Here is a 20,039-nt window from a genome sequence, read left to right on the forward strand (position 1 = left end):
TGAGTTGGTTATTCGTGTATTAAAATGTCGATGTCCTTTTGCGGAAGCCCCAGCAGGTGCTCCACGAAATAGTATCGGACCGTGTTGTTGAAATAGCGGATCGGCAGGCCGTGGTCGGCGCCGGGGATGAGGAGCATGTCGAAACGCTTGCCGGCGCGGATCAGCGCGTCGGCAAGCCGCAGCGTCGAGGCCGGGTGCACGTTGTCGTCCATATCGCCGTGCACCAGCAGCAACCGCCCCCGCAGCCGGCCGGCCAGCTCCGCCGTAGTGGGTACGCGGCATTCGAAATACACCTTGCCGTCCGCATCGGTTCGCTGCTCGACGCCGTGGAACACCTCGCCCCACCATTGGGCGTAGATGTTGTTGTCGTGGTTTCCCGAGGCGGCGATGCCGACCTTGTAGAATTCCGGGTGCTGCAACAGGGCCGTGGCAGCCATGAACCCGCCGCCCGAATGGCCGTAGATGCCCACGCGGTCGGGGTCGGCGAACGGGTAGCGGGCCGCGACCTGGCGGACGAGGGCCATGTCGTCCGCGACGGCGTAGTCGCGCAGGTTGCCGCGGCCGTAGTTGTAGTAGTCGCGTCCGCGCGTGGGGCTGCTGCCGCGGTGCGAGAAATTCAGTACGATGAATCCCAACTGTGCCAGGAGCATGTTCTCGTTGTCGTCGACCGAGAATGCGAGCGGCACCTGGTCGTCCTGCGGTCCGGGATAGACATTGCTGATGATCGGGTATTTGCGGCCCGGCTCGATCTCGAACGGCAGGTAGACCACGCCGTAGAGTTCGGTGACGGAATCGGCGGCCAGGAGCTTGAGCAGTTCCGGCTCGCGCCACCCTTTTGCACGCACCTCCGAAATGTCGCAGCCCGGCAGTTCGAGCACGGTGCGTCCCGCCGGGTCGGCGATACGCCGGCGTTCGGGCAGGTCCATCCGCGACCAGCGGTCGTAGAAACGGCCTCCGTCGGGTGCGATGTCGACCGTGTGGTGCCCGTTGCCGGGAGTAAGGCAGACGGCCGGGCCGCCGTCCAGGGGCACCTTGTAGAAGAGCCGGTAGTGCGGATTGATCCCCTCCTCGCCGCCATACCCCTCGACGATCAGCGAGCGGCCGAGCGTGTCGATCCGTGCGACGTGACCGGCCACGAAGCGGCCGTCGGTAACGGCGTTCTTCAGGCGTCCGTCGCCGTCGTAGAGGTAGAACTGCCCGCGGCCCGAGCGCTCCGACCACCAGAGTATTTCGTTACCGTCGTTGATGACGTGGTACTCGAACAGCTGCTCGTTCAGATGCGGCGCGGTCGTTTCGCGGATAATCGGATGCACGGCGTTGTCCGCGACGTCCACGCGGCATAACTCCATCGAATCGCACGTGCGGCTGCGGCGGATGAACCAGGCCGAACGGTCGGTGACGGGGAACGCCTGGAAGCGCGGCACCTCGATCTTCTGGTCCGGCCAGCGGGCTATGTCCAGCTCGAAAGATGCGCGGCGGTCGGCGTCGACCAGCCGGATGCCGTACTGCACGACCTCCCGGTCGCCCGAAGCTACATACTTGTAGGTTTTGGCTTCGGGACGCTCGGCCAGGTTGTTGACCACGGTCATGGTCCCTACCCTGCGCTTGTCCTCGCGCACGGCCAGGTACTTGTGGCTTCGCCCGATCCAGCAACCCGTCGGACCTCCCGTGCCTTTGCCCGAAGCGGCTCCGCCCGACGCAAACGAGTAGTAGGGCTCGCCATCCGCGGTCAGTCGGATGCTGTCTCCGGCTCCGACCAGCACCAGGTCGTGCCGGCAGGCGGTTATGTAGAAGAGGCTGTCGGCCGAGTAGTCCCGCTCCCAATGCCCCCGGTCGAACCGCCTCTCTTTCTTCGGCGCAGGCAGCTCTTTCAGCCGTCCGGTGCGGATGTCGTATTGCAGCAGGTGTTTATTGTAATCGAACGTGAAGCGAAGCGGATGGCGCGGGTCGAATTCGAGCGCATAGAGCCCCAGTTTCCCGGGTGTCGGCTGCCGCAGGGAGTCGGCATAAGGCGCCAGCTGCGCCGCCATCCGGGTGTTGTCGAACATGCGGCGTGTTCGTCCCGTTTTCAGGTCGGCCAGGAACCAGGTGCGCATCCCCCGCTCCTCGGCTTCGTACCAGGCGTAGCGGCTGCCGTCGCCGATCCACCGCATGTCGAGCGACGCATTGCGTCCCGATCCGAGCGAGTCGGACGAGAAGCGTTCGGCCCGCAGCATGTAGGACTGAGCCCCACCCGGCAGCGTACACCACGCGGCCAGGATAACGAGAAAAAACCGTTTCATCGCCGTGCGGTTATGCTGATTTCCAGGGCTTTTCCGAGCGCAGCGTTCGCATCGAGCATGCCGCGGCTCAGGCACAGATCGCCCGAAAAACCGGTTTGTTTCCCTTTCGTTCCGGGGATCGGGGTTTCGACATGGGACAGGTCGCGGACCGTTTCCAGGAGGATGCGCCGCACCTCGGCGGCTTTCAGATCGGGGCACACGCTGCGGATCAGCGCCGCGACCCCCGCGACCATCGGAGCCGAGATGCTCGTACCCATCGCCGCGTCGTATCGGCCCTCCGGGGCGGTCGAGAGGATGTCGCTGCCCGGAGCGAAGAGATCGACCGTGCGGCAGCCGTAATTGGAGAAATCGCATACCCTGCCCCGGCGGTCGGTGGAGCCGACCACGAGCATGTTTTCGTGACGGCGGCCCGAGGCGGAGACGTTGCGCGGGTAGATCGGCCGCAGGTCGATGTCGCGGCCGTCGTTGCCCGAGGCCATGACCAGCAGCACGTCGCGGCGGGCGGCATGGCGGATGGCCTGCTGCACCTCTTTCGAATAGTGCGAAGCGTATTTTCCGAAGCTCATGTTGACCACCCGGGCGCCGTTGTCCACCGCATAGCGGATCGCGGCGGCTATGTCGCGGTCGTATTCGTCGCCCTCGGGTACGGCGCGGATACCCATGATCTTGACGGTCTGCTCGACGCCGGGCGCGGCGGTGCAGGCCGCGATCACGCCCGAAACCATCGTACCGTGGTAGGGATCGCAGTGGATGTGGTTGTTTCCGTATCGGAAATTCCGGAAATCATCGGGATCGTTGCCGAGCTTCAGATGCGGATCGTCGTCGTTGCGGTCGAGGCTTTCGACCCGTTTGCGGGCCGTGTCATACTCGGCAGCGGCTTTTCGCACGACCTCGTTCCACGAGGCATCGGGCTGCATGACCGCCGGACGCGACGCTGCGATTTGCAGGTCCTGCCCCAGGCCGGTCGTGTCGGCCACCTCGATGCGGAGGAAATCCCCTATTGTGGTCGCCTTGTCGCCATAGCAGGCTTTCATTAGCGAGTCGCACACCTCGTAGGCCCGGGCGATGCGGCCGAGGTATTGCGCGTATAGAATATAGGTATCGAGCCGCGCTTCGCGCTCCATGCGCTTATAGAGGGCGTATTCGGCCCGTTGGCGACGGTTCAGACGGCAGGTGTCCGCATTCTTGTAGCGGGGCCGCAGCCGCTTGTAATCGCGGAACTGCGCCGTGCCGGCCTTCAGAAAATCTTCACCGCAGGCATTACCCAGGAAATTCCAGCCGTGGAGATCGTCCGCATAGCCGTTGCCGTCGTCGTCGAGGCCGTTGTCCGGAGTCTCGGACGCGTTGATCCACACGCGTTCCCGGAGGTCGGGATGCGTGAAATCGAAACCGCCGTCGATGACGGCTACTACGGTCAGATCAGGGCAGGAACCCTGTGGGGGGGGGATTTCGGGTCGCTCAGACGCGCAAAGGCGCCCGGAATGTCGATTCCGCAGAGCGAGTCGGCCGGGGCCAGATACCAGCCATCACGCAGCGATGCAGGCCCCTTGGCGGAAGCCGGGATCGCCAGTGCCGAGGCGCAGGCCAGAAACGATATGAAACGTGTTTTGAACATGCGGACAGGATGGGATGTTGTTCGGAGGCAAATATAGGTCTTTTTTCGCAATATCGGACACGCCTCTGCAACAAACGGGCGTGCCGGTACGGGGTGTGGCAAACCCGTTTTGTTCGATTATGCTAACGATTGGAGGATATTTTGCCCGATTCCATTGCAAATGCAAAGCGAATGCCCGTCAAAAAGACGAAATCGTAATCCGAAATAGAGTTTTCGAATTAAAGTTTCGAAATGATTTTTTTCGAAACAAGGTAAAAGAAAAGGGTTGCGATACGATTCGCAACCTCTCCATCGAGCGGGAAACGGGGATCGAACCCGCGACCCTCAGCTTGGGAAGCTGATGCTCTACCACTGAGCTACTCCCGCATTACGGAGTACAAAGATACGCCCGTTTTTCGAAATTTCAAGTTTTCACGGCATAATTTTTATCCGGACGCTGTTTTTTACTTATCGTCCGAATGGGCTCAGGCGATTCAGGCGCCGAGTTTACGCAGCGAGGCCAGGTTGCGTTCGCTGCGCAGCTTGCGGCCCTCGGGGGTGTAGAGGTCGTCCAGCCGGTCGCGGAAACGCTCTTCAACCTTGCCGCGCACGACTTTCATCGTGCTGTTCATCAATCCGTTCTGCTCGGTAAAGCCCTCGTCGACAAAGGCCAGCGCCGCGGGCAGCCACCGCTCGGGAAATTCGCCGGCATGGCTTCCGCCGGACCGGTAGCGGTCGATTTCGGCACCCAACAGATCGGCGGCCGTACCGGCCCGCTCTTCCGGGATGACCCCGCGGCCGTCCAACTCGCGTCGCAGCGCGTCGCGGTTGGGTACGACGAGGGCAGTCGTATAGGGGCTCTGGTTGTTGTAGATCAGAATCTGGTCGATGAAAGGCGACTTGTCCACGATGGCCTCCTCCATCCCCTCGGGGCTGTATTTCTCGCCGTCCGAGGCGATCAAAAGGCTCTTGAAGCGGCCCAGCACATAGAGAAAATCATCTTCGGAGACGTAGCCCATGTCGCCCGTGTGGAGCCAGCCGTCGCGTACGGTGTCGGCCGTGGCTTCGGGGTTTTTCCAGTAGCAGGCCATGACGTTCTCGCCGCGGACGACGATCTCCCCTTTCTGCCCGCGGGGAACCTCGCGTCCCTCCTCGTCTAAGATCTTCAGGTCCATCGGAATCAGAATCTTGCCCGACGAACCGAACCGGTGCCAGTGGTAGTTGGGCGAGTTGGTCGAGATGACGGGAGTGGCTTCCGAAAGACCGTAGCCCTGGAACATGGGGATGCCGATGGCGTAATAGAAACGCTGCAACTCCGCATCAAGCAGCGCCCCGCCGCCGACAAAGAACTTGAGCGAACCGCCGAACGCCTGGCGTACCTTGCGGAAAAGCAAGGCGTCGAAGAGCGCGACGGCCGGTTTGAGCGCAATGCGCCAGCCGCGGCCCTTGTGGTAACCGTCGAGGTTGTAGGCGTAGGCCGTGCGCAGAGCCAAGTGGAAGAGCCGCTCCGTGGCGGGCCCTTTGGCCCGGATCGACGCTTCGATCCCCTTGCGGAAATTCTTGGCCAGGGCGGGCACCGAAAGCAGGAAATGGGGGCGCACCTCGCGGATATTCTGCGGGATGTTCTTCAGGGTCTCCATCGGCGTCGAGCCGATCTGCACCGTGGCCACCGAAGCGCCGCAGGCGATCATGATGTAGAAGCCGACCACGTGCGCGAAGCAATGGTCGAGCGGCAGGATAATCAGCGTGCGGTACCACGACGGAATATCGATGCGCGAAAGCGACTGCTCGACGTTGGCCGTGTAGTTGCGATGCGTCAGCACGACGCCCTTGGGATCGGCCGTGGTGCCCGAGGTGTAGGTGATCGTGGCGTAGTCGTCGTTGCGGATCGCCCGTCCGATTCCGAGAAATTCGTCGCGGTGTTTCGAAAGGTAGTCGCGGCCCAGCCGCTTGAGCATTCCGAAAGCCGTTTCGCCCGCTTCCAACGGAATGTGCCCCAGCACGATGATGTGCTCGACCTCGGGCAGTTCGGCACGTATGCGCCGGATCTTGGGAAGCTGCTGTTTGGAGACGAACAGCGCCCGTACCTCGGCGTGGCGCAGGCGGAACAGCAGGTCGTTGGACTCTTCGAGTTTGATCGAGAGCGGCACGCTGATGCCGCCGGCGTAGAATATGCCCAGCTCGGAGATGATCCAGCCGTTGCTGCCCTCGGCCAGAATGGCGACCTTGTCCCCGGGGCGGATACCGATCGAAGCCAGTCCGGCCCCGACCTGAAGCGCCTGCTCGCGGGTCTCGGCATAAGTCGTGGGCTCGAACCGGTGGTGTCTTTTTTCGAGCAGGAAAGTCTTTTTTCCGTACTTTTCGACCGAACTTTCGAAAAGGTCGATGATGGTCTTTTTCATGGCTAATCCATTTTCAGAACCGCAAGGAATGCCGACTGCGGCACCTCGACGTTACCGATCTGACGCATGCGTTTCTTGCCTTTCTTCTGCTTTTCGAGCAGTTTGCGTTTGCGTGATATGTCGCCGCCGTAACACTTGGCCGTCACGTCCTTGCGCACGGCCTTGACCGTTTCGCGGGCGATGATCTTGGCGCCGATGGCGGCCTGGATGGCGATGTCGAACTGCTGGCGCGGGATCAGCTCCTTGAGCTTCTCGCACATCTTGCGCCCGAAATCGTAGGCGTGGTCGGTGTAGGTGAGCGACGAGAGGGCGTCGACCGGCTCGCCGTTGAGCAGAATATCCAGCTTGACCAGCTTCGAGGGCTGGTAGCCCGTGCGGTGGTAGTCGAACGAGGCGTAGCCCTTGGAGATGCTTTTAAGCTTGTCGTAAAAGTCGAAGACGATCTCCGAGAGGGGCATGTCGAAATTGATCTCCACGCGGTCCTGCGTGATAAAGGTCTGGTTCTTCATCACGCCGCGCTTGTCGATGCACAGTTTGATGACGTTGCCCAGGAATTCGGTCTTGGTGATGATCTGGGCCAGAATATAGGGTTCTTCGATCTTGTCGATCCGCGTAACCTCGGGCAGCCCCGAAGGGTTGTGCACCTCGACCACCTCGCCCTGTGTCGTGGTGATGCGGTACGAGACGTTGGGCACGGTGGTGATGACGTCCATGTCGAATTCCCGGTAGAGCCGCTCCTGGATGATCTCCATGTGGAGCAGTCCGAGAAAGCCGCAGCGGAAACCGAACCCCAGCGCCAGCGAACTCTCGGGTTCGAACGTCAGCGAGGCGTCGTTGAGCTGCAACTTTTCGAGCGAGGCCCTGAGGTCCTCGTACTGGTCGGCCTCGACCGGATAGACGCCCGCAAAGACCATCGGTTTGACGTCCTCGAAACCGGCGATGGCCTCGCGGGCGGGATTGGCCACCGAGGTGATCGTGTCGCCGACTTTCACGTCCGCCGAGGTTTTGATACCCGAGCAGATATACCCTACGTCGCCGGCCTTGATCTCCTGCCGGGGCTGCATCTTCAGCTTCAGCACGCCCACCTCGTCGGCGTCGTAGACGCTGCCCGTGTTGAAGAACTTGACGTGGTCCCCCTTGCGGATCGTTCCGTTGAAGACGCGGAAATAGGCGATGATGCCGCGGAACGGGTTGAACACCGAGTCGAAGATCAGCGCTTGGAGCGGAGCGTTCTCGTCGCCCTCGGGGGCGGGCACGCGCGCGACGATGGCTTCGAGGACCTCCTCCACGCCCAGGCCCGTCTTGCCCGAAGCCAGCAGAATGTCCTCCTCCTTGCAGCCTATGAGGTCGATGACCTGGTCGCGCACCTCGTCGATCATCGCCGAGTCCATGTCGATCTTGTTCAGCACGGGGATAATTTCCAGATCGTGCCCCAGCGCGAGGTAGAGATTGGAAATGGTCTGTGCCTGAATTCCTTGCGTAGCGTCTACCACCAGCAGCGCCCCCTCGCACGAGGCGATGGCGCGCGAGACCTCGTACGAGAAATCGACGTGTCCCGGGGTGTCGATCAGATTGAGCACGTAGGTTTGGCCGTCGCGGGCCTTGTACTCCATCTGGATGGCGTGGCTCTTGATGGTAATGCCTTTCTCGCGTTCGAGCTCCATGTCGTCGAGCACCTGGGACTGCATTTCGCGCTGGTTCAGCGTGTTGGTTTTTTCGAGCAGACGGTCCGCCAGGGTCGACTTGCCGTGGTCGATATGGGCTATGATGCAAAAGTTGCGGATATTTTTCATAGGTTCGCAGAGAAAATGTGCGCAAATATACGAAAAAAATCGGATTTGCGGCGCTCCGCTCCGCTGCCGATTTGCACGCACTTTGCGGTTGGACGCATCTGTCGGACAAGAAAAGGAGAAGATGAAAATAGCGATCAGCGGTGCGACGGGATTCATAGGGAGCCATCTGACAGCCTATCTGGAGAAAAAGGGACACGAGGTCGTTCCGCTCGGGCGAGCCGATTTTGCCGAGGAGCGGCGCGACCGGCTGGCCTATCTGGTGGCCGAGTGCGATGCCGTGGTTAACCTGGCCGGAGCGCCCATCGACCGGCGTTGGAGCCCCGAATACAAGGAGGAGCTCCTTGCGAGCCGCGTGGAGACTACCCGGCGGCTGGTCGATGCCGTCAACCGCAGCGAGAGGACCCGCACTTTCGTCTCGGCCTCGGCCGTGGGCTGCTACCCTCCCGTGGGTTGTTACGACGAATCGTCTGCGGAGCGCGGCTCGGGCTTTCTGGCCCGGTTGTGCGAACGCTGGGAGGCCGAAGCGCGGCGGGTCCGGGTGCGCTGCGTCATCACCCGCTTCGGGGTGGTGCTTGCGGGCGACGGCGGCGCCTTTGCGCGGCTGGTGCGTCCGACGGCCTGGGGCCTCGCGGTGGTGCCGGGCGGCGGGTCGCAGCCCTTTTCGTGGATCGACATCGCCGACCTGGTGCGGGCCGAGCTCTTTCTGATTCAGCACGACAGGCTGGACGGCGTATTCAATTTCGCAGCCCCCGAGAACACCTCCCTTCGGGAGTTCGTGCGGGCCGTCGGGCGGCACCGCCGCGCACGGATTACGGCCACGGTGCCTGCTTTTGCCGTGCGGATGGCGCTGGGCGAAGGAGCTTCCGCCCTGCTCGACGGAGCGTGCGCCGTGCCGCAGCGGTTGCAGCAGGCCGGGTTCCGCTTCTGCTCGCCCTCGGTTTCGGAATTCCTGCGCCGGCTGTAAGCGCGATTTGCCGGTTTGATCCGAAAATGCTACCTTTGCACCTCATTCAAATCAGGTCAGCATGTTATCGAGACAGATCGCACCCAAACTGCGGGGCTACGAAACTCCTTTTTACCTATACGATACGGCCCTGCTGCGGCAGACGCTCGAAAGCGTCGTCTACGAGTCGAACAAGTACGGCTACAAGGTCCACTACGCCATCAAGGCCAACTACGACGATCACCTGCTGGCGATCATCCGCGAATACGGGCTGGGGATCGACTGCGCCAGCGGCAACGAACTGCAAAAGGCGATCGAAGCGGGGTTCGATCCGCAGGGGATCGTTTACGCCGGGGTCGGCAAGCGTGACAAGGAGTTGCGCTACGCCATCGGGCAGCGCATCCTGGCCATCAACTGCGAGTCGATCGAGGAGCTGGAGCTGGTGAACGTCCTCTCGGGCGAAGCGGGCGTCGGGACGGACGTGGCGCTGCGCATCAATCCCGACATCGATCCAAAGACCAACCACTGCATCGATACCGGTCAGGCAGACAGCAAGTTCGGCATATCTTACGAAGAGGTCCTCGAACACGCCGACCGGATCAAGAGCCTGGAACACATCCGCATCATCGGCCTGCACCTGCATATCGGTTCGCAAATCCGCGAGCTGCATGTCTTCGAAAACATGTGTTTGAAAGTGAACGCCATTGTGCGGAATCTCGAAAAACTCGGTTTCAGCTTCCGTTTCGTCGACTTGGGCGGCGGCCTGGGCGTCAATTACGACGTGCCCGAAAACGAGCCGATCCCCAATTTCGCGTCGCTCTTCTCGATCGTCCACAACCACCTCGACGTAGGCGGCAAGGAGGTGCATTTCGAATTCGGCCGCTCGATCGTGGCCGAGTGCGGCGAACTGATTACCTCGGTGCTCTTCAACAAGACCACGGCCACGGGACGCCGGCTGGTGATCGTGGACGCCTCGATGACCGAGCTGATCCGCCCGGCGCTTTACGGCTCGTACCACAACATCGAGAACATCACCTCCGACGACGAGACCTCCCACAAATACACCGTAGTAGGCACGGCCTGCGAATCGACCGACGTGTTCGACGAGAACGTCAGCCTGCGAAAAACCCGCCGCGGCGACCTGCTGACCATCAAGTCGGCCGGCGCATACGGCATGTCGATGGCTTCGCGCTACAACCTCCACGACCTGCCCGGAGCGGTGTACAGCGACGAACTGTGACCATTCGAGCATGTGGCTGACCCTTGCATTCATCTCCGCGACGCTGCTGGGATTCTACGATGCGGCCAAGAAAAAGGCCCTTACCGGGAATGCCGTGCTGCCGGTGCTGCTGCTCAACACGCTCTTTTCCTCGCTGATCTTTCTGCCGGCCGTCCTCTCCGCCGAGCTGGGGCTGGGGTGGTTCGACCGCACGCTGCTGGCGACGGCTCCGGGTTCGGCGCATGCGCACGCGCTGGTTGTGCTCAAGTCGGTCATCGTGCTGACCTCGTGGATATTCGGTTATTTCGGCATGAAGCATCTCCCCATCACCATCGTGGGACCCATCAACGCCACGCGTCCGGTGATGGTCTTGGTCGGCGCGATGCTTCTCTTCGGCGAACGGCTCAACGCCTGGCAGTGGACCGGCGTCGCGCTGGCCCTCCTTTCGCTCTTTCTGCTGAGCCGCTCGAGCCGCCGCGAGGGCGTCGATTTCCGCCACAACCTCTGGATTCTGTTCATCGCCCTGGCGGCGCTCACGGGCGCCGTCAGCGGGCTATACGACCGCTATATCATGACGCGGCTCGATCCGGTCTTCGTGCAGAGTTGGTACAACCTCTACCAGCTGGGAATGATGACCGTGCTGGTCGGTGTCATGTGGTGGCCCCGCAGAGCGCACACCACCCCGTTTCGCTGGAGCTGGGCCATCCCGCTCATCTCACTTTTCCTCTCTGCGGCCGATTTCGCCTACCTCTTCGCCCTGCGGGAGCCGGACGCCCTGATCTCCGTGGTCTCGATGATCCGCCGCGGCTCGGTGGTCGTTTCGTTCCTCTGCGGCGCGGTGCTCTTCCACGAACGCAACCTGCGTTCCAAAGCCGTCGATCTGGCTTTCATCCTGGTGGGCATGTTCTTCCTCTGGCTCGGCTCCCGGCCGGCATAGGACGCCTCCGCATTCACTTATCCGCAAAGTTTAGATGAGTTTTTCCAACCGGTTGACGGTCTGTCGGATTTCGTCGTCTCCGGGAACGTAGTCTTTCAACGCGCCGGCCAGGTATTGCTCGTAGGCGTACAGATCGATCACGCCGTTGCCCGAGAGGTTGAAAAGAATAGTCTTTTCCGTTCCCTCCTCCTTGGCGCGCAGCGCTTCGCGGACGGCTGCGGCGATGGCGTGGGTCGACTCCGGGGCCGGGATGATTCCCTCGGTCTTGGCGAAGAGAATGCCTGCGCCGAGCGTCTCGGTCTGCGGGATGGACTGCGCCTCGATCAGGCCGTCTTTCAAAAGCTGGCTGACGATCGAGCCCGCTCCGTGGTAGCGCAGACCGCCGGCATGAATGTCCGAGGGCTGGAAATCGTGTCCCAGGGTATACATCGGAATCAGCGGCGTGAAGCCTGCCGTGTCGCCGAAATCGTACTGGAACGCGCCGCGCGTGAGTTTGGGACAGCTCGACGGCTCGACCGCCACGACGCGAATCCGCTTGCCCTCGCTAAAATTCTTCCTCAGGAACGGAAAACCGATACCGGCGAAATTGCTGCCGCCGCCGAAGCATCCGATCACCACGTCGGGTTCCGCATCGGCCAGCTCCATCTGCGCGACGGCTTCCTGGCCGATGACGGTCTGGTGGAGCAGCACGTGGTTCAGGACGCTGCCCAGGCAGTAGCGCGTATCTTCGGGGTGTTGGAGGGCCATTTCGACCGCCTCGGAGATCGCCAGTCCCAGGCTGCCCGAACAATGCGGGTCCTGTGCGAGCGCGGCGCGGCCCGAGGCGGTCTTGAGCGAGGGCGAAGCGTAGCACTGTGCACCCCATGTGTTCATCATCAGCCGGCGGTAGGGCTTCTGCTCGTAGCTCACCTTGACCATGTAAACCTCGACGTCGATACCGAAATGCTTGGCCGCGAATGCAATGGCCGAACCCCACTGTCCCGCTCCGGTCTCGGTCGTCAGGCGGCGAATGCCCTGCTTGTAGTTGTAGTAGGCTTGCGGCACGGCGGTGTTGGGCTTGTGCGACCCGGCGGGCGAAACGCTCTCGTTCTTGAAAAAGATACGGGCGGGGGTATCGAGCGCCTTTTCGAGGCCGTAGGCCCGCACCAGCGGCGTAGGACGCCAGATCCGGTAGATTTCCTGCACCTCTTCGGGTATGTCGATGAAGCGCTCGGCGGACATCTCCTGGTCGATCAGCTCCTCGGCGAAGATCGCCGACATCTGCTCTTTCGTTACGGGTTGCTTCGTCGCAGGGTGCAGCGGCGGCAGCGGACGGTTGGGCATGTCTGCCACGATGTTGTACCATTGGGTGGGCATCTGACGCTCGGTCAGGCAGAATTTCTTGGTTTTCATTGCGGATTGTTTTTTGAGTGATGATGCAAAAGGAAAAGCCCGTCGCTTACTTCTCGTAAACAACGGGCTTGTGTTATTCGATCCGGGTCCGGCTATACGCATGACGAATCGCACTCATTGTCCACGAGAGTCAACGAGCGCCACCACCATGCCTGTATGTCGAACCTGTTAATCATAGCTTCTGCTGCAAATATAGCGGGTCGGATCGGGAAATGCAAATTTTTCGCCGCTTTTTTTCGACACCTTATATAGAGGAAAAAGTGGACGACTTTGCCGAAAAATGCCTATCTTTGCTCGACTTTAGCAAAATCTTACCATTATGAATATCTCATACAACTGGCTCAGACGCTATCTGGATACGGACCTCACGGCCGAAGAGGTCGCCACGATTCTTACGGACATCGGGCTCGAGGTCGAGGGCTTCGAGAAGATCGAGACCGTCCGCGGCGGCCTGCAAGGCGTGGTGGTCGCCGAGGTGCTGACCTCGACGGACCATCCCGATTCGGATCACCTCCACGTCACGGCGGTCGATACCGGCGCGGGCGAACCCTTGCAGATCGTCTGCGGCGCTCCCAACTGCCGGGCAGGTCTGAAAGTCCTTTGTGCCACGGTCGGCGCAGTGCTCTACCCCGACGGCGGCGAGGAGGAGTTCAAGATCAAACGCTCGAAAATCCGGGGCGTCGAATCGCTCGGAATGCTCTGCGCCGAGGACGAACTGGGTATCGGCGCTTCGCATGAGGGGATCATGGAGCTTCCGGCCGACGCGCCCGTGGGCATGCCGGCCCGCGAATACCTCCGTATCGAGGACGATTACCTGATCCAGATCGGCCTGACGCCCAACCGGGCCGATGCCGCGTCGCACATCGGCGTGGCCCGCGACCTGGCCGCCTACCTCCGCAGCCGCGGCAAGGACGTGGCGGTGAAGCTGCCCGACGTTTCGGCCTTTGCCCCCGACAACCACGAGCTGGAGATTGCCATCCGCGTCGAAAACACGGAAGCCGCACCGCGTTATGCGGGCGTTACGGTCACGGGCTGCAAGATCGGCCCGTCGCCCGACTGGATGCAGAACTGTCTGCGCGCCGCGGGCATTCACCCGAAGAACAACCTGGTGGACATCACCAATTTCGTGCTTTTCGAACTGGGACAGCCCCTGCATGCGTTCGATGCCCGCAAGATCGCGGGCCGCGAGGTCGTGGTCCGCACCTGCCCCGAGGGTACGCCGTTCGTCACGCTGGACGGCGTCGAGCGCAAACTCACCGACCGCGACCTGATGATCTGCGACGCCGAGCGTCCCATGTGCATCGCCGGGGTCTTCGGCGGCCTGGATTCGGGTATCGGCGACACGACCACCGACGTGTTCATCGAGAGCGCCTGCTTCAATCCCGTCTGGGTCCGCAAGACCGCCAAGCGGTTCGGGCTCAACACCGACGCTTCGTTCCGCTTCGAGCGCGGGGTCGACCCCAACATCCAGGTCTATGCCGCCAAGCGCGCCGCCCTCTTGATGAAAGAGCTGGCCGGAGGGACGATTTCGAGCGACGTGACGGACATCTACCCCGCCCCCGTCTCCGATTTCGTGTTCGATATTTCGTTCGCACGCATCAATTCACTCATCGGTAAGGAAATACCCGAGGATACGGTCCGCACGATCCTCGCGGCGCTGGAGGTGAAAGTCCTCGCCGGGAATGCGGGTGTGCTGACCGTGGCCGTCCCGCCCTACCGGGTCGACGTGCAGCGCGAAGCCGATCTGATCGAAGACATCCTGCGCATCTACGGCTACAACAGCGTCGAGGTCCCCTCGCGGGTGCGATCGACCCTCTCCTATGCGCCCCGCCCCGACCGCAACCGGCTGATGAACCTGGCGGCGAATTACCTGACCGGCAACGGTTTCACGGAGATCATGTCCAATTCGCTGACGCGGGCGGCCTATTACGAGGGGCTGGAATCCTACCCGGCGGATCGCTGCGTGCGCATCCTCAATCCGCTGAGCACCGACCTGAACGTGATGCGCCAGACGCTGCTGTTCAACATGCTGGAGGCCGTGCAGCTCAATGCCAACCGCCGCAACGGCGATCTGAAACTCTACGAGTTCGGCAACTGCTACTTTTACGACGCTTCCCGCCGAAGCGAAGAAAATCCCTTGGCGGCCTACTCCGAGGAGTACCGGCTGGCCATCGCCGTGACGGGCATCGCAACCCCGCCGTCGTGGAACGCGAAGCCTGTGGCGGCCTCATTCTTTACCCTGCGCGCCGTGGCCGAAAAGCTTCTGCGCCGCTTCGGTATCGACATCTATGCGTTGCAGACCGAGACGCTCCGAAGCGACCTGTTCGGCGAGGGACTCTCCATGTCGCTGGCCGGCAAACCGCTGTTGCAGATCGGCACGGTGAGCGGTGCGATTCGCCGCCGGATGGAGATCAAGCAGGACGTATTCTATCTGGAGATGAATTTCGACGCGCTCGTCCGCTCGACGCGGAAATCGAAAATCACGGCCACGGAACTCTCGAAATTCCCCGAGGTGAAGCGCGACCTGGCGCTGCTGCTGGACAAGCAGGTGACTTTCTCGGCCCTGCGCGACGTGGCGTTCGCCACCGAGCGCAAACTGCTCCGGAGCGTTTCGCTCTTCGACGTCTACGAGGGCGACAAACTCCCCGAGGGCAAGAAATCCTACGCCTTGAGCTTCATCCTCGAGGACAAGACGCGCACGCTCGATGAGAAGACCATCGAACGGGTGATGAAAAACCTCGCCGCGCAGTTCGAGCAGCGGTGCGGCGCTCAGGTTCGGGCCTGATTACCGGTCGGGCTTTCCCAATCAAACGAAGACGGAGTGTAGCCGACCTACACTCCGTCTTGCGTTTTACTGTTCCAGTGCGGTGTCATAGTACCGTTCCATGATCCGCCGCATGCGCTCCGACCCCTCGTCCGTATCGCGGTATTTTTCGCGCAGCGCGAGCAGTTCGTGTTTCATCCGCCCGATCACCGCCGCATAGGCCGGATCGCCGTACCGGTTGCGGTTTTCGTGCGGGTCGGTCTCCAGATCGTAGAACTCCCACGATGGAGCCGTCGTGCAGTCGTCCGAGCCGGTCATGCCGAGCCGGTCGCCGTAGAAGAAGATCAGCTTGTAACGCTCGTTGCGGATACCCATGTGCGCGGGACGTATCTCGTGCTGGGTCCAGTAGCGGTAGTACATGCTCCGGGGCCAGTCGCCGGGCGTGCGGCCCCGGAGATTGTCGCGGAAACTGCGGCCCTGTGCTTCCGAGGGCGGCTCGGCTCCGGCATAGTCGGCCAGCAGCGAGGCGAAATCGACATTGGTAACGAGGTCCCGGTTGCGGGTTCCGGTGGAAATCTCCCGCGGGTAGCGGATCACGAAAGGCATGCGCAGCGGCTCCTCGTACATGATGCGCTTGTCGAAGAAGCCGTGCTCGCCGAGGAAATAGCCCTGGTCCGAGACATAGATCATGACGGTGTTTTCCGCCAGCCCCTGCCGGTCGAGTTCGTCGAGCAGGCGGCCGATGTTGTCGTCGATCGCAGCGGCGCAGCGCAGGTAGTCGCGGACGAGTTTCTGGTAGATCGCCCGGCGCGTTGCGACGGAGTCGAGCCCGTCGGCCTCGAACGGCAGCTCGGGATAGTAGGTCCACCAGTTCTCCGGATCGGTGTATGCCTTTTGCCAGCGCCACGCCATCGTTTCGAGCGGCTGTCCGGGGAATGTGCGGCCCGATTGCGCGGAACCGAACTCCAGCAGGTTCTCTGGCTCGGGGAACGTCACCCCGTCGTAGAGGCGGGCGAAGCGTTCGGGAAAGTCGCAGGGTTCGTGCGTGGCCTTGAAATGACAGAAGAGGGAAAACGGTCGGCTCCGGTCGCGCTCCCGCATCCAGCGGATCGCCTTATCGGTCACCAGGTCGGTCGAGAAGCCCTTTTCGACCGTGCCGCCGATCCCCTTGTCGTCGTCCACCCAGTTTTCGGGGCTTTTGAATACCGGATCGCGGTAGGTGCCCTGATCGTGGAACACCTCGTAGCGGTCGAATCCCGCAGGCTCCTTTTTCAGGTGCCACTTGCCGAACAGTGCCGTGCGGTAGCCCGCCTGCTGCAACCGCTTGGCGATGTTGTCCCGCTCGGGCGACAGGGCATCGTCGAGCGTGTAGACCCCGTTCAGGTGGCTGTACTGTCCCGTGAGGATCGCGGCCCGGCTGGGGACCGAGATCGAATTGGTGCAGAAAGCATTGTCCAGCACGCACCCTTCGGCTGCCAGGCGGGCGATGTTCGCGTTGTGGGCATAAGGCGCCAACACGCCGCCGTAAATGCCCCAGCTTTGCGAGGTGTGGTCGTCCGAAAGGATGAAGAGGATGTTGGGCCGTTGCTGCTTGGCCGTCTGTGCACACCCGACAGCCAGCGGGATCAATCCTACCGTCGCCACGCATTTCGTGAATCTGTGTTTGTTCATATCGCTATTATAAAACAGGTTTGACGACAGGCGGTTGAACCATCACATAGGGCGTGCCGTTGTCCCGGCAGGTCGAAACCAGACGCACGGCCCGCACAGGCTTTTCGGGCCGCAGCGTGACGGCGCCCTTTTCCAGTTCGGCGACGCGCTCGAACGTCGTGCCGTCGTACGAAACCTCGGCGTATCCCGTCGTAAGAATGTATTTGGGCAGGTGGCGCGTGCCGGTCTGTAGGAACATTTCGCGGCACGCAACGGGTTTGTCGAACGCATAGAGCACCCAGTCTCCCTCGCGGCAGGCGCGGGCCGTGCAGCTGGCGCCCCGGTACGACGAGGCGTTGGCATAGGGGAATTTGCGGCTCTCTCCCATCGAGGAGGTGAGCGTCAGTGCGGGCGCAGCGGTGCGGTAGAACGATTTGTCGGCCACGTAGGGGCTGCGGGCCGTCTTGTAGCGCGTGAAGAATCGGAAGAGATGGGGGTTGTCCGTGCGGATCGGCCCCATATAGCGATGCTCCTCAGGCGAATCGCCGACCAGGTAGCGGATTTCGGCCCCGTCGTCGGTCGAAGCGCTGAACAGCCCCTTTTCGTAGCGCACTGCGGGCGGGAAGAGCCGGAACCGAATGCCCATCGCCGCCAGGCGGTCGTAGTGCCGGTCGTGCAGGGCGCGGTAGTACTCCTCCCACTCTCCGCCGCTGCCCCAGGCGACCGCCGAGAGGGCGCAGATGCGCGGGAAACACATGTAGTCCATGTAATCGGGCTTCTCGGGCTCGTGCGAAACGTAGGCTTCGCTGAAGAACGAACCCTCGAGCCCCGCCACGTGCTGCATCCGTGCGGGCGTGAAGCCCAGTTCGGCGGGATCGAACCCGTAGACTTTCCGGGCATCGAAGATCGCGGCCCACTGGTGGCCCTCCTCGTGCTGCGATTGGCGCATGTCGAAATAGAAATACTGCCCCGGCATCACGACCGTCGGGTAGCCTTTGTCCGCGGCATCGAGACACGCCTCGATGCTCTCCCAGCCGTAGGCGCGGCTCCGGCGCGTGAACGCTCCGGTCCGGACCGCTTCGTTCCAGACACCCGGACGTTTGCCGTTGGCTTCGAGGATTGCGGCCATGCGCTCCATGAAGAGGTCCTCCAGCCGGTGCGGGTCGTCCGTTACGAGCCGCCGCATCAGCGCCCGACAGTCGGGGCAGCGCTCCCACTGGCTCATATCGACCTCGTCGCCGCCCACATGGATGTACTCCGAGGGAAAGAGCGCGCAGATTTCACCCAAAATGTCTTCGAGTATCCCGTAGTTCGCCTCGCGGGCCACGCACCACGCCGAGCGGTAGTCGTAGCCGTTGGTCGAAACCGTGTCGGGCCGGTAGTTGCAGCGAATCTCGGGATAGACCGATCCGAAAGCGCGGCTGTGTCCGGGCAGGTCGATCTCGGGGATGATCTCGATGTTGCGCTGCGCGGCGTATGCAACGATCCCGCGCATCTGCTGCTGCGTGTAGTAACCGCCGTATTTCTCCTCCCACTTGCCCCAGATCGCCCGCACGGGCGAATCGCCGCCGCGAAAACCGCCCGTCGGGGCCAGCTCGGGGTGCGAACGAATTTCGATCCGCCACCCCTCGTCGTTCGACAGGACAAGGTGCAATTTATTGATACTGTGATAGGCCAGCAGGTCTATATAACGCTTCACAGCATCCGCATCCATCCACGTGCGCACCACATCGAGCAGCATCCCGCGGTAGGCGAAGCGCGGGGCGTCCTCGATCGCCGTGCAGCCGATCCGGACGGGCAGCGGACACGCTTTGGCGTAGACCTCGGGCGGCAGCTCCCGCAGGAGGGTTTGAATGCCGTTGAACACGCCGCCGTAACCGCCGCCCGTGATGCGGATGCGTTCGGTGCCGATGTCGAGCCGGTAGGCTTCGTCGGCCAGAGCCGGATCGGTTTCGAGCACGACGGCCGGGTCGGAGGAGATACGATCGCTGGCGGTTTCGACGTTGGTATGCTCCAGGAGGTAGTCGGCCAGCGGCGCGAGCCCTTTTTCGAAGCAGATCGCGGTTTGCCGGGTCAACTCGAAAGCGCCCTCCCGGTCGGTGCGGCAGGCCGGAGCGGGTTGTGCATGGGCTTGGTCGAGCCCTGCGAAGAGGGCCGCCAGGAGAATGAGGATGCGTAGTTTCATGCGGGGGTCGGATATTTGTCGGGAACAAAGTTACATTTTTTCCGCCGATTTGCTACCTTTGCGGGTGCAAGACACCTCGTTTCGGGTGTGAGATAACTATGGAAGATAAAAAACTGAAGGCCACGGCCCGGCTGCTGGAGGTGATGGACACCCTCCGCCGCGAATGCCCTTGGGATCGGGAACAGACGTTCGATTCGCTGCGCAGCAACACCATCGAGGAGACGTACGAACTGGCCGATGCCATTACCGACCACAACCTGGAGGGTATCAAGGAGGAGCTGGGCGACCTGCTGCTCCATGTGGTGTTCTACTCCAAGCTGGGCGAGGAAGAGGGAGCTTTCGACTATGCCGACGTGGCGGACGCTGTATGCGACAAGCTCATCTACCGCCATCCGCACGTATACGGGGATATTCACGCCAACACGCCCGGGGAGGTCAAGGAGAACTGGGAGGCGCTCAAACTGCGCAAGAAGAACCGCAAGAGCGGTACGCTCGGCGGAGTGCCCCGCTCGCTGCCCGCGATGGTCAAGGCCTACCGCGTGGGCGAGAAAGCCGCCGCAACGGGGTTCGACTGGCAGCGTAAGGAGGACGTGTGGGACAAGGTGAAAGAGGAGATCGCCGAGGTCGAGGCCGAAATGCGGGCCTCGGACAAGCGTAAAATGGAGGATGAGTTCGGCGACCTGTTCTTCGCCCTTGTCAACGCCTGCCGCTTGTACGGCGTGGACCCCGAATCGGCGCTCGAACGGACCAACAAGAAATTCATCCGCCGCTTCGATTGCATGGAGGAAAAGGCGGCCGAACAGGGAGTTACACTGCATGACATGCCGCTCGACCGCATGGAGGAGCTATGGCGGGAAGCCAAACACAAAGAGTAAATT

General features: G+C 62.0%; 13 protein-coding genes and 1 tRNA gene. 5 read left to right on the top strand and 9 right to left on the bottom strand.

Features of this window, described 5'->3' with window-relative positions:
• Positions 1–8: 8 nt before the first annotated feature.
• The 6 genes from ACMQ11_RS03820 to lepA all read right to left on the bottom strand — a co-directional run bounded on the left by ACMQ11_RS03820 (position 9) and on the right by lepA (position 8,071).
• Entirely contained in the window at positions 9–2,282 is a 2,274-nt protein-coding gene (locus ACMQ11_RS03820; RefSeq protein WP_418991377.1) for a prolyl oligopeptidase family serine peptidase, read from the bottom strand.
• The gene (locus ACMQ11_RS03825) at positions 2,279–3,778 is read right to left on the bottom strand and encodes a S8 family serine peptidase (RefSeq protein WP_418991485.1); all 1,500 of its coding nucleotides are present in this window, start codon (positions 3,776–3,778) and stop codon (positions 2,279–2,281) included. Before ACMQ11_RS03825 ends, ACMQ11_RS03820 begins: the two co-directional genes overlap by 4 nt.
• On the bottom strand, positions 3,697–3,897 hold the full coding sequence (locus ACMQ11_RS03830; RefSeq protein WP_418991378.1) for a hypothetical protein: 201 nt from the start codon (positions 3,895–3,897) through the stop codon (positions 3,697–3,699). Before ACMQ11_RS03830 ends, ACMQ11_RS03825 begins: the two co-directional genes overlap by 82 nt.
• Positions 3,898–4,191: 294 nt before the next feature.
• Positions 4,192–4,263 (bottom strand) — tRNA-Gly (locus ACMQ11_RS03835).
• A gap of 107 nt (positions 4,264–4,370) precedes the next feature.
• Positions 4,371–6,278, bottom strand: a complete 1,908-nt coding sequence (locus tag ACMQ11_RS03840) for an AMP-dependent synthetase/ligase (RefSeq protein WP_418991380.1) — start codon at positions 6,276–6,278, stop codon at positions 4,371–4,373.
• A gap of 2 nt (positions 6,279–6,280) precedes the next feature.
• Positions 6,281–8,071, bottom strand: a complete 1,791-nt coding sequence (gene lepA, locus ACMQ11_RS03845) for a translation elongation factor 4 (RefSeq protein WP_418991381.1) — start codon at positions 8,069–8,071, stop codon at positions 6,281–6,283.
• A gap of 121 nt (positions 8,072–8,192) precedes the next feature.
• On the opposite strand from lepA, the gene ACMQ11_RS03850 reads away from it, so the two are divergent.
• The 3 genes from ACMQ11_RS03850 (at position 8,193) to ACMQ11_RS03860 (ending at position 11,170) form a co-directional block, all read left to right on the top strand.
• Positions 8,193–9,035 carry a TIGR01777 family oxidoreductase gene (locus tag ACMQ11_RS03850; protein ID WP_418991383.1) on the top strand — a complete coding sequence of 281 codons (843 nt, stop codon included), beginning with the start codon at positions 8,193–8,195 and terminating at the stop codon, positions 9,033–9,035.
• A gap of 61 nt (positions 9,036–9,096) precedes the next feature.
• The gene (gene lysA / locus ACMQ11_RS03855; RefSeq protein WP_418991385.1) at positions 9,097–10,254 is read left to right on the top strand and encodes a diaminopimelate decarboxylase; all 1,158 of its coding nucleotides are present in this window, start codon (positions 9,097–9,099) and stop codon (positions 10,252–10,254) included.
• A gap of 10 nt (positions 10,255–10,264) precedes the next feature.
• Positions 10,265–11,170, top strand: coding sequence for an EamA family transporter (locus tag ACMQ11_RS03860; protein ID WP_418991386.1), 906 nt, complete (start codon positions 10,265–10,267; stop codon positions 11,168–11,170).
• 30 nt (positions 11,171–11,200) lie between these two features.
• On the opposite strand, the gene ACMQ11_RS03865 is transcribed toward ACMQ11_RS03860, so the two are convergent.
• Positions 11,201–12,562, bottom strand: coding sequence for a TrpB-like pyridoxal phosphate-dependent enzyme (locus ACMQ11_RS03865; protein WP_418991387.1), 1,362 nt, complete (start codon positions 12,560–12,562; stop codon positions 11,201–11,203).
• A 319-nt stretch (positions 12,563–12,881) separates the two neighbouring features.
• Between ACMQ11_RS03865 and pheT the strand changes: the two genes are divergently transcribed.
• Positions 12,882–15,347 carry a phenylalanine--tRNA ligase subunit beta gene (pheT, locus tag ACMQ11_RS03870; RefSeq protein WP_418991388.1) on the top strand — a complete coding sequence of 822 codons (2,466 nt, stop codon included), beginning with the start codon at positions 12,882–12,884 and terminating at the stop codon, positions 15,345–15,347.
• Positions 15,348–15,413: 66 nt separating this feature from the next.
• On the opposite strand, the gene ACMQ11_RS03875 is transcribed toward pheT, so the two are convergent.
• A complete protein-coding gene (locus ACMQ11_RS03875) occupies positions 15,414–16,997 on the bottom strand; it encodes a sulfatase (protein WP_418991390.1) in 1,584 nt (527 codons plus the stop codon).
• A gap of 7 nt (positions 16,998–17,004) precedes the next feature.
• Entirely contained in the window at positions 17,005–19,161 is a 2,157-nt protein-coding gene (locus tag ACMQ11_RS03880) for a beta-N-acetylhexosaminidase (protein WP_418991391.1), read from the bottom strand.
• A 98-nt stretch (positions 19,162–19,259) separates the two neighbouring features.
• On the opposite strand from ACMQ11_RS03880, the gene mazG reads away from it, so the two are divergent.
• Positions 19,260–20,036: a nucleoside triphosphate pyrophosphohydrolase gene (mazG, locus tag ACMQ11_RS03885; protein WP_418991392.1), complete on the top strand. Its 777-nt coding sequence runs from the start codon at positions 19,260–19,262 to the stop codon at positions 20,034–20,036.
• Positions 20,037–20,039 lie beyond the last annotated feature (3 nt).

The sequence above is a fragment of the Alistipes sp. genome (genome assembly GCF_048465575.1).
Lineage (GTDB): Bacteria > Bacteroidota > Bacteroidia > Bacteroidales > Rikenellaceae > Alistipes.

Excerpts from the sequence above, each read along its gene's own strand:
- ACMQ11_RS03820 (WP_418991377.1), bottom strand. The coding sequence starts at position 2,282 with ATGAAACGGTTTTTTCTCGTTATCCTGGCCGCGTGGTGTACGCTGCCG.
- ACMQ11_RS03830 (WP_418991378.1), bottom strand. The coding sequence starts at position 3,897 with ATGTTCAAAACACGTTTCATATCGTTTCTGGCCTGCGCCTCGGCACTG.
- ACMQ11_RS03840 (WP_418991380.1), bottom strand. The coding sequence starts at position 6,278 with ATGAAAAAGACCATCATCGACCTTTTCGAAAGTTCGGTCGAAAAGTAC.
- lepA (WP_418991381.1), bottom strand. The coding sequence starts at position 8,071 with ATGAAAAATATCCGCAACTTTTGCATCATAGCCCATATCGACCACGGC.
- ACMQ11_RS03850 (WP_418991383.1), top strand. The coding sequence starts at position 8,193 with ATGAAAATAGCGATCAGCGGTGCGACGGGATTCATAGGGAGCCATCTG.
- lysA (WP_418991385.1), top strand. The coding sequence starts at position 9,097 with ATGTTATCGAGACAGATCGCACCCAAACTGCGGGGCTACGAAACTCCT.
- ACMQ11_RS03860 (WP_418991386.1), top strand. The coding sequence starts at position 10,265 with ATGTGGCTGACCCTTGCATTCATCTCCGCGACGCTGCTGGGATTCTAC.
- ACMQ11_RS03865 (WP_418991387.1), bottom strand. The coding sequence starts at position 12,562 with ATGAAAACCAAGAAATTCTGCCTGACCGAGCGTCAGATGCCCACCCAA.
- pheT (WP_418991388.1), top strand. The coding sequence starts at position 12,882 with ATGAATATCTCATACAACTGGCTCAGACGCTATCTGGATACGGACCTC.
- ACMQ11_RS03875 (WP_418991390.1), bottom strand. The coding sequence starts at position 16,997 with ATGAACAAACACAGATTCACGAAATGCGTGGCGACGGTAGGATTGATC.
- ACMQ11_RS03880 (WP_418991391.1), bottom strand. The coding sequence starts at position 19,161 with ATGAAACTACGCATCCTCATTCTCCTGGCGGCCCTCTTCGCAGGGCTC.
- mazG (WP_418991392.1), top strand. The coding sequence starts at position 19,260 with ATGGAAGATAAAAAACTGAAGGCCACGGCCCGGCTGCTGGAGGTGATG.